This is a genomic window from Pseudomonas sp. M5, from assembly GCF_016907075.1.
GTDB lineage: Bacteria > Pseudomonadota > Gammaproteobacteria > Pseudomonadales > Pseudomonadaceae > Aquipseudomonas > Aquipseudomonas putida_E.
Map to the genome: position 1 here is coordinate 3,230,976 of NZ_JAFBBH010000001.1, position 14,605 is coordinate 3,245,580.

Below are 14,605 nucleotides of genomic sequence, written 5' to 3' on the forward strand. Positions count from 1 at the left end.
GCATGCGCATCGCTCTGTTCCAGGGCACGCCCAACCCGCTGGACGTGCCCGGCAACCTGCAACGGCTGCGCCACCAGGCGCAGTTGGCGGCCGAGCGCGGCGCGCAGTTGCTGGTGTGTCCGGAGATGTTCCTGAGCGGCTACAACATCGGGTTGGCACAGGTAGAACGCCTGGCAGAGGCCGATGATGGCCCGTCGGCCATGGAGGTGGTGGAGATCGCCCAGGCGCATCGCATCGCCATCGTCTACGGCTACCCCGAGCGCACTGACGATGGCGCGATCTACAACAGCGTGCAACTGATCGACGCCCATGGCCGCAGCCTGTGCAATTACCGCAAGACGCACCTGTTCGGTGAGCTGGACCGCGCCATGTTCAGCCCCGGTGCCGACCACTTTCCGGTGGTCGAGCTGGAGGGCTGGAAGGTGGGGCTGCTGATCTGCTACGACATCGAGTTTCCGGAGAATGCCCGGCGCCTGGCGCTGGATGGCGCTGAGCTGATCCTGGTGCCGACCGCAAACATGACCCCGTATGATTTTGTCTGTCAGGTGACCGTGCGCTCCCGGGCCCAGGAAAACCAGTGCTACCTGGTGTATGCCAACTATTGCGGGGCCGAGGGCGAGATCCAGTACTGCGGCCAGAGCAGCATCATCGGGCCGGATGGCAGCCTGCTGGCCATGGCCGGTCGGGATGAGTGCCAGTTGCTGGCACAACTGGAACATGAACAGGTGGTGCAGGGGCGCAAAGCGTTTCCTTACCTCGCAGATCTGCGCCAGGAATTGCATCTGCGGCGGGGCTGAGAACAGCCTTTGCCGGCGGTCAGGCCAACTTATTTGTTAGCATGAGTGCTTACCCCGGAGCCCCCATGCCTGATGCCACTCGCCACCTCGTATTAGCCAACGGCCTGCAGCTCACCCTGCGCCATGCCCCGCGGCTCAAGCGCTCGGCTGCTGCGCTGAGGGTCCACGCGGGCAGCCACGATGCCCCGGCAAAATGGCCTGGGCTCGCGCACTTTCTCGAGCATCTGTTCTTCCTCGGCACTCCTCGATTCGCCTTGGATGACGGCCTGATGCGCTACGTCCAGACCCTCGGCGGGCAGGTCAACGCCAGCACCCGCGAACGCACCACAGATTTCTTCTTTGAAGTCCCGCCCGCAGCCTTGGCCGGCGGGCTGGAGCGCCTTTGCCAGATGCTCGCCGAACCCGACCTGGGTAGCGAACGCCAGCGCCGCGAGCGTGAAGTGATCCATGCCGAATTCATCGCCTGGTCGCGCAACCCTAAGGCCCAGAAGGATTTTGCCCTGCTGCAATCAGTGTCGGCTGGCCATCCGCTAGGCGGTTTTCATGCAGGCAACCGGTATACCCTGGCGTTGCAGGATCCTGCCTTTCAGCGGGCCCTCACAGATTTCCATCAACGCTACTACCACGGTGGCCAGATCACCTTGAGCCTGTGTGGGCCGCAACCGCTGGATGAGCTCGAACAGCTTGGCAGGCACTACGCTGGTTTGTTTGCCTTCGGCGAACGCACGCCACAAACACCGCCACCTGCCCTGTCGAACACGAACACAGCCCTGGTATTCACCCATGAAAACCTGCCCCCTGGTGGCGAACGAGCATTGGAGTTGCTGATTGCCGGTTTGAGCGACAGCAGGCCGGGCACCTGGCTGGATGCACTGCGCCAGCGCAGCTGGCTGCAAACTTTCAAGGCAGAAATGCTGTACGCCTTCGCCGGGCAGATGCTCTGGCACATCGAGCTCGAACTCAGCGCAGACGCCTGTGCAGAGGAAGTACACGCCCTGCTGCACGGATGGTTCGGCTTTATCCGGCAATCCGGCCCGGCGCACCTGAACGCCGAATTCGGCCTTCTGCAACAGAGCCGCGAACGCAACGCCAGCCCCCTCGAGTTGGCCCGCCGTGACAGCGCAGGCCAGCCATTGGCGGCACTTGATGCACAAGCACTCTGCGCACTTCAGGCACTGCTCGAAGGCCTGCCATCGCGCAAGCATGGGCAATGGCAGCTGCCAGCACCCGAGCCTTTGCTGTTTACCGGCTTGCCCCCCACGCAGGCGCCTCAATTGCCTGCAGCGCTGACGGTCAGTGAGCAACTGCCGGCGGCACGCCAATACGGGGCATTTCACCTGCGCTGGCAAGTGCCTTCGGCCCTGCGCCAGGGCTTGCACGCCGTGCTCGAACGCGCCCTGCAGCCGCTACAGGCGCGGTGCGAGCGTGCCGCGTTGCAACTGCAGTTCAGTGCCGCAGGCGAAAATTGGCAGCTGCGTTGCACTGGCCTGCCCGCAGCGGTCACGAGGGCCGTCGAACTCGCGATGGCGTGCTTGCGTTCGCCCGCTGACTGGGAGCCTGCGACACAACAGCCCCCCTTGCTGATCCCGATCAGGGCCCTGCTCAACCAACTGCCAGATGCACTCACCGGCGCAGCACCAAAGCCCGAACCAACCCGCGCGCTCAATCAACAGGCACTCGACGATGCATGGCAGCACAGCCGATGGCATGGCCTGGCTGTGGGGTTCGACGCAACCGCCCTGCAGGCCCTGAGCGCAGCATTGCAAGGCTGCCCCGGGCAGTTTGGCATGCCGGTACCTCCGCCCGACTGGCACGGCCGCCGCTGGCATCACGCCAAGGTGCCGGGCAGCGAACCCGCACTGTTGCTTTTTTGCCCCGTGCCTGACCATCAGCAAGCCTGCGGCCGGCTTCTCGCCCAGTTGCTGCAAGGGCCCGTGTACCAAAGGCTACGGGTGGAATTGCAGCTGGGTTACGCCGTATTCAGTACCTTTCGTCAGGTCGAGGGCATCGGCGGGCTGCTGTTCGGCGTGCAATCGCCCCGTGCCACCCACGCCGAGATCCTCGGTCACCTGCTCACCCTCCTGCGCCAAGGTGTATGTCTCGACGCTGCTGCACGGCAAAGGTTGGCGGCGCAGTTCGACGAGCCAGCCATGGCCAACGCGGAGCTTGCCGATTGGGCATGGCAGACACACTTGGCTACACTACCCGACGATCTGCCCGCGTTACGCGTGGCTATCCTGAAGACGCAACAGGCGCATCTGGACGATTTGCTGGGCCGCTTGCTCGCAGCCGATTCACCCTTGCTCTGCCTGGCCAATGGGCCTGCGCCAGCGGGGGCCTGGCACTGATCCGGGGTCAATTGTTACGTATACCGCAAGGGCGCTTTTCGAAGAATTAACCTTTCGGTACAAGATTTTCTTGTAAGATAACGCTATCTCAGCCGCCGGAACCTTCGGCGCGAGGCGACGCCAAACAAATAGCTGAACCCTCTACCCTAACCCGGAAGGAGCAAAAACCATGTGGACCAAACCTGCATACACTGACCTGCGTATCGGCTTCGAAGTGACCATGTACTTCGCAAGCCGCTAAGCACTGCCTGCGTTTCAACGCCTCGGCCAGCCGGGGCGTTGTCGTTTTTTCGGCTACGGTTCTTCGGACAGTTCGGATAGAGAGCAACCATGTACATCCAGATTCTCGGTTCCGCCGCCGGCGGTGGCTTCCCGCAGTGGAACTGCAACTGCGCCAACTGCAAGGGCTATCGCGATGGCAGCCTGCGCGCCACGGCACGCACCCAGTCGTCGATTGCCCTGTCCGACGACGGTGTGCACTGGATCCTGTGCAACGCCTCACCCGACATCCGTGCCCAACTGCAGGCCTTCGCGCCAATGCAGCCGGCCCGTGCCCTGCGCGACACCGGCATCAATGCCATCGTCCTGCTCGACAGCCAGATCGACCACACCACCGGCCTGCTCAGCCTGCGCGAAGGCTGCCCGCATCAGGTCTGGTGCACCGACATGGTCCATCAGGATCTCACCACCGGCTTCCCGCTGTTCAACATGCTCAGCCACTGGAACGGTGGCCTGCAGTGGAACCGCATCGAGCTCGAGGGCAGCTTTGTCATCCCGGCCTGCCCCAACCTCAGGTTCACTCCGTTCCCGCTGCGCAGCGCCGCACCGCCTTACTCCCCGCACCGCTTCGACCCACATCCGGGCGACAACCTGGGGCTGCTGGTGGAAGACACCCGCACCGGCGGCAAGCTGTTCTACGCGCCCGGCCTGGGCCAGGTCGACGACAAGCTGCTGGCAATGATGCACGGCGCTGACTGCCTGCTGGTCGACGGCACGCTGTGGGAGGATGATGAAATGCAGCGCCGCGGCGTCGGCACCCGCACTGGCCGCGAAATGGGTCACCTGGCGCAGAACGGCCCCGGCGGCATGCTCGAGGTGCTGGACGGTTTCCCACGCCAGCGCAAGGTACTTATCCACATCAACAACACCAACCCGATTCTGGACGAAGACTCCCCCGAACGCGCCGAGGTCCAGCGCCGCGGTGTGGAAGTCGCCTTCGACGGCATGAGCATCGAGTTGTAAGGAGGCCCGATGAGCGAGGCACTGCCACTGTCGCCTGCCGAATTCGAGCAGGCCCTGCGCGCCAAGGGCGCCTACTACCACATTCATCACCCCTATCACGTGGCGATGTACGAAGGGCGCGCTACCCGCGAACAGATCCAGGGCTGGGTAGCCAACCGCTTCTACTACCAGGTGAACATCCCGATGAAGGATGCCGCGATCCTGGCCAACTGCCCGGACCGCGAAGTGCGCCGCGAGTGGATCCAGCGCCTGCTCGACCACGACGGAGCCCCGGGCGAAGACGGTGGTATCGAAGCCTGGCTGCGCCTGGGCCAGGCCGTGGGGCTCGACCCGGACCAGCTGCGTTCCCAAGAGCTGGTGCTGCCAGGTGTGCGCTTCGCCGTCGATGCCTACGTGAACTTCGCTCGCCGTGCCAGCTGGCAGGAAGCGGCCAGCAGCTCGCTGACCGAACTGTTCGCCCCACAGATCCACCAGTCGCGCCTGGACAGCTGGCCGCAACACTACCCGTGGATCGATCCTGCCGGCTACGAGTACTTCCGCACCCGCCTGGGCCAGGCCCGGCGCGATGTCGAGCACGGCCTGACGATCACCTTGCAGCACTACACCACCCGGGCGGGCCAGGAGCGTATGCTGGAAATCCTGCAGTTCAAGCTGGATATCCTCTGGAGCATGCTCGACGCCATGAGCATGGCCTACGAGCTGCACCGCCCGCCGTATCACACCGTCACCCAGCAACGGGTATGGCACAAGGGGATTGCCCTATGAGTTTCGACCGCAAGCAAGTGCCGAACTGGCGCCCCGGTTACCGGTTCCAGTACGAACCGGCGCAGAAAGGCCACGTGCTGCTCTACCCTGAGGGCATGATCAAGCTCAACGACAGCGCCTCCCTCATAGGCGGCCTGATCGACGGCAAACGTGATGTGAACGCGATCATCACCGAGCTCGAACAGCAATTCCCTGGTGTGCCCGAAGTCGCTGATGACATCGAGCAATTCATGGAGGTGGCCCGTGGCGAACACTGGATCACACTCGCCTGAGGTACCGGTCGGCCTGCCGCTGTGGCTGCTGGCCGAACTGACCTATCGCTGCCCGCTGCAGTGCCCGTACTGCTCCAACCCCCTCGACTTCGCCGAACAGGGCAAGGAGCTGTCGACCGCGCAGTGGTTCAAGGTGATGGCCGAGGCCCGTGAAATGGGTGCCGCGCAGATCGGCTTTTCCGGCGGTGAGCCGCTGGTGCGCCAGGACCTCGCCGAGCTGATCGGCGAAGCGCGCCGGTTGGGTTACTACACCAACCTGATCACCTCCGGCATCGGCCTGACCGAGGCACGTATCGCCAACTTCAAGGACGCCGGCCTGGACCACATCCAGATCAGTTTCCAGGCCAGCGACGAGCAGGTGAACAACCTGCTGGCGGGGTCGAAAAAGGCCTTCGCACAGAAGCTGGAGATGGCCCGGGCAGTGAAAGCCCATGGCTATCCGATGGTGCTCAACTTCGTCACCCACCGGCACAACATCGACAAGATCGACCGCATCATCGAGCTGTGCGTGGCGCTTGAAGCCGACTTCGTCGAACTTGCAACCTGCCAGTTCTATGGCTGGGCGCACCTCAACCGCCTGGGCCTGCTGCCGACCCGTGAGCAGCTTGAACGCGCTGAACGCATCACCAACGAGTACCGTGCAAAGCTCAAGGCCGAAGGCAACCCGTGCAAGCTGATCTTCGTCACGCCGGACTACTACGAGGAGCGCCCCAAGGCCTGCATGAATGGCTGGGGCAGCCTGTTTTTGACCATCACGCCGGACGGCACTGCCCTGCCCTGTCATGGCGCACGTCAGCTGCCGGTGCAGTTCCCGAATGTCCGCGATCACGACCTCAAGCACATCTGGTACGACTCGTTCGGCTTCAACCGTTTCCGTGGTTATGACTGGATGCCCGAGCCCTGCCGCTCGTGCGACGAGAAAGAAAAGGACTTCGGCGGCTGCCGCTGCCAGGCCTTCATGCTCACCGGCGATGCCAGCAACGCCGACCCGGTGTGCGCCAAGTCGAGCGACCACGGCATCATCCTCAAGGCCCGCGAGGAGGCAGAAACAGCCGACCTCGCCATTGAACAGATGACCTTCCGTAATGAGCGCAACTCACGTGTCATTGCCCGCGGGTGAATTCAGTGCCGCGCAGGCTGTCGCCGCCGGCACCGATTTCGCCGAACTCAAAGCCAGCCCCCAAGGCCTGTTCTGGAATGAATTTCGCCCGGCCGACGGTGCTTGCCGCATCTGGTGCTGGCGTGACCAGCAGGCACGCTGCCTCACGCCTGACGGCTTCAGCGTGCGCAGCCGGGTCTATGAATACGGTGGAGGCAGTTTCTGCCTGAGCGATGACGCATTGCTGTTCGTCAACGAGAAGGACCAGCAGATCTATCAACAGGGACTTGATGGCGCGCCACCGCATGCGTTGACCCAGAATGCCCAATGCCGTTACGGCGACCTGCAATGGCACGACGGCCAAGTGCTGGCGGTCGAGGAGTGCCATGGCGAGAGTGTGGAACATCGCCTGGTGGCATTGGGTGAGACCGCCGTTGAAGAGCTCGGCGCAGGCGCTGATTTCTATGCATCCCCCACGATCAGCGCCGATGGCACACGCCTGGCCTGGATCGAATGGGACCGGCCGGCGCAGCCATGGACAGTCACACGGCTGATGTGTCGCGAACGGCAAAGTGACGGTAGCTGGGGCGCGGCGCGCTGCATCGCGGCGAATGACGAGTCCCTCCAGCAACCTCGCTTCGACGCGCAAGGGCGCTTGTACTGCCTGTCCGACCGTAATGGTTTCTGGCAGCCCTGGGGCGAGTTGGGCGGGCTATGGCAAGCCTTGCCCGCCGAGCCTGCAGACCACGCTGCCGCACCCTGGCAACTGGGCAACAGCACCTGGCTGGCAATCGGACCACAAAGCTACCTGGCCAGCTGGTTCGAAGGTGGCGTTGGGCAACTCGGGCTACGCACCGTCGACGGCCAGATGGAGCGTTTCGCCAGTGCCTATAGCCGTTTTCGTAGCCTGGCCATCGACGCCGGGCATCTCTACGCAATCGCTGCCTCGCCGATCAGCCCGCCAGCCGTCATTGCCATTGACCGGGCAAGCCACGAAGTACGGGTTCTGGCAGGCGGCGCCGAGTTACTGCCAGCCGATTGCATCAGCCAGCCGCAATCCATCCTCTACGACAGTGGCGGCGAGGTTTCCCATGGTTTCTTTTACCCGGCAGCCGGCGCCAAAGGGCCTTCCCCGCTGGTGGTGTTCATCCATGGTGGGCCAACCTCAGCCTGCTATCCGGTGCTGGACCCACGGGTTCAGTACTGGACCCAGCGTGGCTTCGCCGTTGCCGACCTGAACTATCGGGGCAGTACTGGTTATGGTCGCGAATATCGCCAGGCCCTGCACTTGCGCTGGGGCCAGAGCGATGTACAGGATGCCTGCGCGGCAGTCGAACACCTGGCCGAACGCGGTTTGATCGACCACCGCAAAGCCTTCATACGTGGTGGCAGTGCCGGCGGTTATACCACCCTGTGCGCCCTGGCGTTCCATGACGTATTCCGTGCCGGTGCCAGCCTCTACGGGGTAAGTGACCCGGTTGCGCTGGGCCGCGCCACGCACAAGTTCGAAGGCGATTACCTCGACTGGCTGATCGGTGACCCGCAACAGGATGCCGAGCGCTATCGCCAACGCACCCCACTGTTGCATGCCGAGCAGATCAATGTACCGGTGATTTTCTTTCAGGGTGAACTGGATGCTGTGGTGGTGCCGGAGCAGACGCGCTCGATGCTTGAGGCGTTGAAGGCCAATGGCATCGAGGCCGAGGGGCACTTCTACGCGGGCGAACGGCATGGCTTTCGAAAGGCCGAAAACCTTGCACATGCCCTCGAGGAGGAATGGAAGTTCTATTGTCGGGTGCTGGCCCAGTGAAACCTGGGGCCGCCCTGCGGCCCCAGCAGATTCAGCGCTTGGCGATGATGTACACCGCATGCACGATACCCGGAATGTACCCCAGCAAGGTCAGCAGGATATTCAGCCAGAACGCCCCGCCGAACCCGACCTGCAGAAACACACCCAGCGGCGGCAGGATGATGGCGATGATGATGCGAATGATGTCCATGCAAGTTTCTCCTCAAAGGGTCTAAACAGAGACTAGCTGGGCATCGCAGAGGTTCCACCGGTGCATGCCGTGGTTTTTTTGCAGCGCTCAGGCACCTTGCCAAGGGCCTGCCCCCCACAAAAAAAACGCCCCGGGCCAAATGAATCAGGCTAGGGGCGATGCGCAGAAACGCCAGACGGTTCGTAGAATTCGTATCAGGCCGAAACTTCACGGCGGGCATGCTGCTGCGCGTGCAGGCGGGCGAAGGCCCGGGCCAGGCGCAGGAGCATTTCATCGATGTTGCCTTTGCTCACCGTCAACGCCGGTGTAAAACGCACCACATCGGCCTGCGGGGCATTCAAAAGCAGGCCCTCGTGCAAAGCCGCCTGCACCAGGTCCTTGGCCAGGTGTTCCTGTAGCTGAAGCGCCCAGAGCAGGCCTTGGCCGCGTACTTCGCCCTGGCCATAGCGGCCGGCCAGGCGGCTCAGGCCATCGCGCAGATGGCGGCCACTGTCCTGGACATGCTCGAAAAAGCCCGGCTCCAGTACGGTATCCAGTACCGCAAGGCCTGCAGCGCACATCAGCGCATTACCATGGTGGCTGCCCTCCAGCTCGCCGGGGGCCGCGCAGCAAGCGGTACCACGAGCAAGCAAGGCCGCCAGCGGCACGCCGGCTCCCAGGCCTTTGCCCAAGGTAATGATGTCAGCGCGCACCCCGTAGGTTTCCTCGGCCAGCAATGCTCCGCAGCGGCCAATGCCGGTCTGCACCTCGTCAAGGATCAGCAGGATGCCCAGCTCACGGCACAACCGCTCGACGCCTTTGAGGTATTCCCTTGTCGCGGGAATCACGCCTGCCTCGCCCTGGACCGGCTCGAGCATGATTGCCACAGTTCGCGAGTCGACTTCTGCATGCAGCGCCGCCAAGTCATTGAATGGCACTTTGCTGAAACCCGGCAGGCCGGGTTCACAGCGGTTGCACGGCAGCGGATCGGATGCCGACAGGGCCCCCAGGCTGCGGCCATGGCAGCCCTGGCTGGCAGTGATGATGTGATAAGCGCCATTGCGGTGCAGCTGGCCCCATTTGCGCGCCAGCTTGATCGCCCCCTCGCAGGCCTCGGCGCCACTGTTGAGCAGGTACGCCTGATCGCTACCGGTGCTCTGGCACAAGCGGTTGGCCAGCGTCAGCAAACCACGGCTATGGAAACCGGCCCCTGGGTTGATCAACGCCTGGGCCTGATTGCCCAGCGCCTTGACCAACACGCTGGGGCTGTGGCCCAGGCTGTTTACCGCGCCGCCCTGGGTAAAATCCAGGTAAGCATGCCCTTGGTTGTCCCACAACCAGGAGCCTTGGCCACGCACGAACACTTGTGGCGCACGTTCGGCGCCGGGCATCAGGCGCTCGCGGGACAACGCCGATGCGTCTGGCACGCTTACCGGCGCACGCTTGGGCACGACAGCCGCGGCGGGGGCCGATCGGCGCAGGTTGAACAGGTTCATCGGGGGCTCCGGCCAGTCACGGCAAAGGGCAACGTCCGGTCTTGGCGCCGGCGCTTGATAATTTTGCCTTTCCTATCAAAAGTGTTTCTCAAACGGGGTAACAATGCGCGAATTGATCGCTGTAACCCGCTGGAATACGGCGATAGACTAGGCCTCGGCGGCGCTTGCGGCCATTCCGTTTTTTCAGCTTTTTCGATAAGTAATACTTATGGATTTTCGCCAACTGCGTTATTTCGTCGCGGTGTATGAAGAAGGCCATGTCGGCCGCGCTGCTGAACGCCTGTCACTGTCTCAGCCGGCCCTCTCGCAGCAGATCCGCCAGCTTGAGCACAGCCTTGACCTGAGCCTGTTCGAGCGCAGCAACAAGCGCCTGCTGCCGACCTTGGCGGCCCACACCCTGTACAACCACGCCCTGCCCCTGCTCGATGGGCTGCAGCGCGCCCACGAAGCGATGCGCAACTTCAAGGGCCAGTCCTTGCGCACGCTGGCCATCGGCGTACTACAGACGGTTCGGCCGAGCCTGGTGCCGCAGTTGCTTGAGCGGTTGCGCAAGGCCCAACCGCATCTTGTGGTACAGATCTATGAGCTGTCGGGGCTGGAAATCGAACGACGCCTGCTCAACGGCAACCTGGATATCGGTATCAGCTACCTGCCGCCACGCCAACCTGGGCTACACGGCTTGCTACTGTACGAAGATGAACTGCAGCTGGTGATCCCTGATACCCATCCGTTGAAGGACTTCAAGAAAGTCTCTATCAGACAAGCTGCAGAACTGCCGATGCTGATGCTTGGCGAGGAGTTCCAGATCCGCCAGATCTGGAAGCAACAGTTGGCCAGCCTGGGGCGCAGGCCGCAGGTTCAGGCGGAGATGAACAACATGGGCGGCATTCTCGACAGCCTGGCCCACACCGCACTGGCCACTATCCTGCCTGGCCGCGCCAAAGAGGCTGCCGACGATGACCAAGGGTTGCTGTGGAAACCATTGAGCGAGCCGCGGGTGCCGTTGAAGGTTGGCCTGGTATTTCGCGATGCCCAGCGCCAGCAGGCATCGGTCGAGTTGCTGCGCACGCTGCTCGAGGAAGAAGCCGACGCACGGCAACTGGGGGCTTCACCCCTGGATGTGCTTGGCTGAAATACACGCGCGCAAAGAAAACCCCGCCGAAGCGGGGTTTTCCCAGACTTTTTCCCTGTGACATCCCTATCGCCCCACCGTCCTGGCAGGAAATCCTTCGTTTGTCCCTGTTCTGTCCTTTGCGCTTCCTGCGCAACGTCCATGTAGCAAGATTAGCCGTGGATCCAATCTGACACCAGTGGCGAAAAGTCACCGCGTGATGTAGGAAAATGCTTACAAACAACGTTCATCAACAAACGTCGGGCGTATATCCCAGTCGTCAGAACTGCTCGGCATCCAGCAAGTACAACGACTCGCTCCCCGCCTTGACCGAAGCCACCAGCGAATCCACCCGCGGCAGCAGCCTGGCGAAGTAGAACCGCGCCGTCCCCAGCTTGGCCGAGTAGAACGCCTCATCGCCCTCGCCCGCCTTGGCCGCCCGCGCCATCAACGCCCACATGTAGGCATAGGCGACATAGCCAAAGGCATGCAGGTACTCGACCGACGCAGCACCAATCTCATTCGGGTTGCCCTTGGCCTGCTCCAGTACCCACTCGGTAAGGCCGTCGAGTTGATCGAGGTAGGCACCCAGCGGTTTGGCGAACTCATCCAGGTCGCCACCCGCGCTGGCAATGAACTGGCGAATCTCCTCAGAGAACAGCTTGTAGTAGGCACCACCACTGGCCACCACCTTGCGGCCCATCAGGTCCAGGGCCTGAATACCGTTGGTGCCTTCATAGATCTGGGTAATGCGCACATCGCGTACCAGTTGCTCCTGGCCCCACTCGCGAATGTAGCCATGGCCACCGAACACCTGCTGGCCATGCACCGCACACTCCAGGCCCAGGTCGGTGAGGAACGCCTTGGCTACCGGCGTCAACAGCGCCACCAGCTCTTCACTGCGTTTGCGCGTACCCGGCTCTTCGCTGTACTTGGCGCTGTCCAGCTGCATTGCCACGTACGTGGAGAAGGCGCGGCCACCTTCGATCAGCGCTTTCATGGTCAGCAGCATGCGGCGCACATCCGGGTGGACGATGATCGGGTCGGCCGCCTTTTCCTTGGCCTGCGGGCCGGTGGGCGCACGGCTCTGCAAACGGTCGCGGGCATACTCGACGGCATTCTGGTAGGAGCGTTCGGCCGTGGCCAACCCCTGAATGCCCACGCCCAGGCGCTCGTAGTTCATCATGGTGAACATCGCCGCCAGGCCCTTGTTCGGCTCGCCAACGATGTAACCTACAGCTTCATCGAAGTTCATCACACACGTTGCCGAAGCCTGGATACCCATTTTGTGCTCGATCGAGCCACAGGTAGCCGGGTTACGTGCCCCAAGGCTGCCGTCATCGTTGACCAGGAACTTGGGCACCAGGAACAGCGAGATGCCCTTTGGCCCGGCCGGTGCGTCAGGCAGCTTGGCCAGCACCAGGTGGATGATGTTTTCGGTCAGGTCGTGTTCGCCGCCAGTGATGAAAATCTTGGTGCCGCTGACCTTGTAGCTGCCATCGGCCTGGGGCTCGGCCTTGGTACGGATGATGCCAAGGTCGGTACCGGCATGCGGCTCGGTCAGGCACATGGAACCTGCCCACACGCCGGAATACATGTTCGGCAGGTACTTTTCCCTGAGCGCTTCGCTGGCGTGGGCGTTGATCGACAGGCAGGCACCCGCAGTCAGCATCGGGTACAGGCCGAACGCCAGGCTCGACGCGTTGACCATTTCTTCAACCTGGGCCGAAATCGCCTTGGGCATGCCCATGCCACCGTACTGGGGATCGCCGCCCACACCCACCCAGCCGCCCTCGGCGTAAGTGTTGTAGGCCTCGATGAAGCCAGCCGGGGTGCTTACCGCACCGTCTTCCCAGTGACAGCCCTCTTCGTCAGCCGCTCGGCTGAGCGGGGCGATGGACTTGCTTGTGACCTTGCCTGCTTCTTCCAGCACGGCAAGTGCGGTTTGCGCATCGACCGTTTCGGCCAGCTCAGGCAATTGCGCCCACAGCTCTGCCACGTTGAAGACTTCATTCAGAACGAAGCGCATGTCGCGCAGCGGCGCTTTATATTCAGCCATGACAACCTCTCGCTGGTGGGGTCGGGGCGGTCTCGAAGGACCGCAGCACGGGGTTGAATCCAGTGTAACCGAACAACTTTTGCGAGACATAGGGTCATCACGCGACCATATAGTCAATTATGGTCACGCAGTGCGAACGGCTCCGCGCCGTGATTGTTGGCCGTAAACCATGACACAGTTACGGCCGGCACCTTTGGCGCTGTAAAGCGCCTGGTCGGCTGACTTGAGCACTTCTTCGGGGTTGCGGTGTTCGATAAGGCGTTCAGCGACGCCGATACTGATGGTCACCGATACCGTGCCAGCACCACTGCCGCTGCGGCGCTGGCGCCCGGCGGAATCGTCCTGTGGCCGGTTGTTCTGGTCACGCAGTTGCATCGTGTAGTTGGCGATCATCTCGCGCACGGCTTCCACATGCGGCACGCATTCCTCGGCGGTCTTGCCGGCGAAGACCAGGGCAAACTCCTCGCCACCGTAGCGGTAGGCGCGCCCACCACCGGTGACCTTCGACAGCCGGCTGGCGACCAGGCGCAATACCTGGTCACCGACATCGTGGCCATGGGTGTCGTTGAATTTCTTGAAGTGATCGACGTCGGTCATGGCAATCACGTAGTTGCGCCCCAGGCGCTGCATGCGTTCGTTCAGCGCGCGCCGCCCAGGCAGGCCGGTCAGTTCGTCACGGAAGGCCATCTGGTAGGCCTCGTGGGAGACCGCCGCAGCGATCATCAACATCACCTGGCTGCACATGATGTTCAGCGTGAACGGCAGGATGAACGTCTTGGGCAGCATCCAGAAGATACCGATCAGCCCGATGATCTGGGCCGCATGCAAGGGCCTTGGCTCACGCAGGTACTGCACCACCAGCAGCATGAAGACACCGATGAACAACGGGTAGACCATCTGGATCAGGCTCATCCACTGCCCATGCAGCGACGGCCAACGGATTTCCGCCAACCAGGCCAGCAGTGCCTGGGGAAAACTTTGCTCCAGTGCCACTGCCACGCTACCCACAGCGAACAGCACAGCAAACCGGGCAAGCAGGTCCTGGGCCAGGTGGGTGCGCTCCTGCCAGGCGCCAAATAGCCCGAACAATGCAGGCAGCAGCAGGCACACCAGATGGAAAATCACCGCTGCGTCCTCGCGCACACGCCCATGGTCACGGTAGTAGTCGGTCTGGGTATCGAGCAGAAAGTAGGCGATGTACACCGTGACCATCAAGAACAGCTCACGCTGGCGACGGTAGACCGCGCAGTAGGCGCCACCCAGCAGCAGGACCAAGGTGGGCAGGACATTGAACAGTGATGTGAAGAAGACGCTGAGGTCTCTCACGTATGCCGCCGCAAGCCCTGCCAGCAAGAGGAACAGCGAAGGCAGGAAGTGGCTTGCGCGTACAGCGTTTAAACGAAACAAGGGTAATCTCCGACCCGGCAGATCAATAAT

The 14,605-nt window shown here is 62.6% G+C and carries 13 protein-coding genes; 9 read left to right on the forward strand and 4 right to left on the reverse strand.

What is annotated here, in order from left to right; all coding sequences use genetic code 11:
- Positions 1–2: 2 nt before the first annotated feature.
- From JOE27_RS14805 to JOE27_RS14840, 8 genes are all read left to right on the forward strand, one after another.
- Entirely contained in the window at positions 3–797 is a 795-nt protein-coding gene (locus tag JOE27_RS14805; protein ID WP_046787561.1) for a carbon-nitrogen hydrolase family protein, read from the forward strand.
- Positions 798–862: 65 nt separating this feature from the next.
- Positions 863–3,145, forward strand: a complete 2,283-nt coding sequence (gene pqqF, locus JOE27_RS14810) for a pyrroloquinoline quinone biosynthesis protein PqqF (RefSeq protein WP_115273045.1) — start codon at positions 863–865, stop codon at positions 3,143–3,145.
- 169 nt (positions 3,146–3,314) lie between these two features.
- Positions 3,315–3,386 carry a pyrroloquinoline quinone precursor peptide PqqA gene (pqqA, locus tag JOE27_RS14815; protein ID WP_008365141.1) on the forward strand — a complete coding sequence of 24 codons (72 nt, stop codon included), beginning with the start codon at positions 3,315–3,317 and terminating at the stop codon, positions 3,384–3,386.
- 89 nt (positions 3,387–3,475) lie between these two features.
- The gene (gene pqqB / locus JOE27_RS14820) at positions 3,476–4,387 is read left to right on the forward strand and encodes a pyrroloquinoline quinone biosynthesis protein PqqB (protein WP_046787559.1); all 912 of its coding nucleotides are present in this window, start codon (positions 3,476–3,478) and stop codon (positions 4,385–4,387) included.
- Between the two features lie 9 nt (positions 4,388–4,396).
- On the forward strand, positions 4,397–5,152 hold the full coding sequence (gene pqqC / locus JOE27_RS14825; protein WP_046787558.1) for a pyrroloquinoline-quinone synthase PqqC: 756 nt from the start codon (positions 4,397–4,399) through the stop codon (positions 5,150–5,152).
- Positions 5,149–5,424, forward strand: a complete 276-nt coding sequence (gene pqqD / locus JOE27_RS14830; protein ID WP_012316584.1) for a pyrroloquinoline quinone biosynthesis peptide chaperone PqqD — start codon at positions 5,149–5,151, stop codon at positions 5,422–5,424. The genes pqqC and pqqD overlap by 4 nt, the downstream gene beginning before the upstream one ends.
- Positions 5,396–6,544 carry a pyrroloquinoline quinone biosynthesis protein PqqE gene (gene pqqE, locus JOE27_RS14835; RefSeq protein WP_119687876.1) on the forward strand — a complete coding sequence of 383 codons (1,149 nt, stop codon included), beginning with the start codon at positions 5,396–5,398 and terminating at the stop codon, positions 6,542–6,544. The genes pqqD and pqqE overlap by 29 nt, the downstream gene beginning before the upstream one ends.
- On the forward strand, positions 6,510–8,333 hold the full coding sequence (locus tag JOE27_RS14840; RefSeq protein WP_204919080.1) for a S9 family peptidase: 1,824 nt from the start codon (positions 6,510–6,512) through the stop codon (positions 8,331–8,333). The genes pqqE and JOE27_RS14840 overlap by 35 nt, the downstream gene beginning before the upstream one ends.
- Positions 8,334–8,364: 31 nt before the next feature.
- On the opposite strand, the gene JOE27_RS14845 is transcribed toward JOE27_RS14840, so the two are convergent.
- Together JOE27_RS14845 and JOE27_RS14850 are read right to left on the reverse strand one after the other, a co-directional pair.
- Positions 8,365–8,523, reverse strand: coding sequence for a YqaE/Pmp3 family membrane protein (locus JOE27_RS14845; protein WP_012316587.1), 159 nt, complete (start codon positions 8,521–8,523; stop codon positions 8,365–8,367).
- Between the two features lie 194 nt (positions 8,524–8,717).
- Entirely contained in the window at positions 8,718–9,998 is a 1,281-nt protein-coding gene (locus JOE27_RS14850; protein ID WP_115273048.1) for an aminotransferase class III-fold pyridoxal phosphate-dependent enzyme, read from the reverse strand.
- Positions 9,999–10,206: 208 nt separating this feature from the next.
- Here JOE27_RS14850 and JOE27_RS14855 point away from each other — a divergent pair, with 208 nt between their 5' ends.
- Complete coding sequence (locus tag JOE27_RS14855) at positions 10,207–11,130, forward strand: LysR family transcriptional regulator (protein ID WP_046787554.1); 924 nt, start codon at positions 10,207–10,209, stop codon at positions 11,128–11,130.
- A gap of 259 nt (positions 11,131–11,389) precedes the next feature.
- On the opposite strand, the gene JOE27_RS14860 is transcribed toward JOE27_RS14855, so the two are convergent.
- Entirely contained in the window at positions 11,390–13,168 is a 1,779-nt protein-coding gene (locus JOE27_RS14860; RefSeq protein WP_119687880.1) for an acyl-CoA dehydrogenase C-terminal domain-containing protein, read from the reverse strand.
- A gap of 123 nt (positions 13,169–13,291) precedes the next feature.
- Positions 13,292–14,575, reverse strand: coding sequence for a GGDEF domain-containing protein (locus tag JOE27_RS14865; RefSeq protein ID WP_115273049.1), 1,284 nt, complete (start codon positions 14,573–14,575; stop codon positions 13,292–13,294).
- Positions 14,576–14,605: the final 30 nt, after the last annotated feature.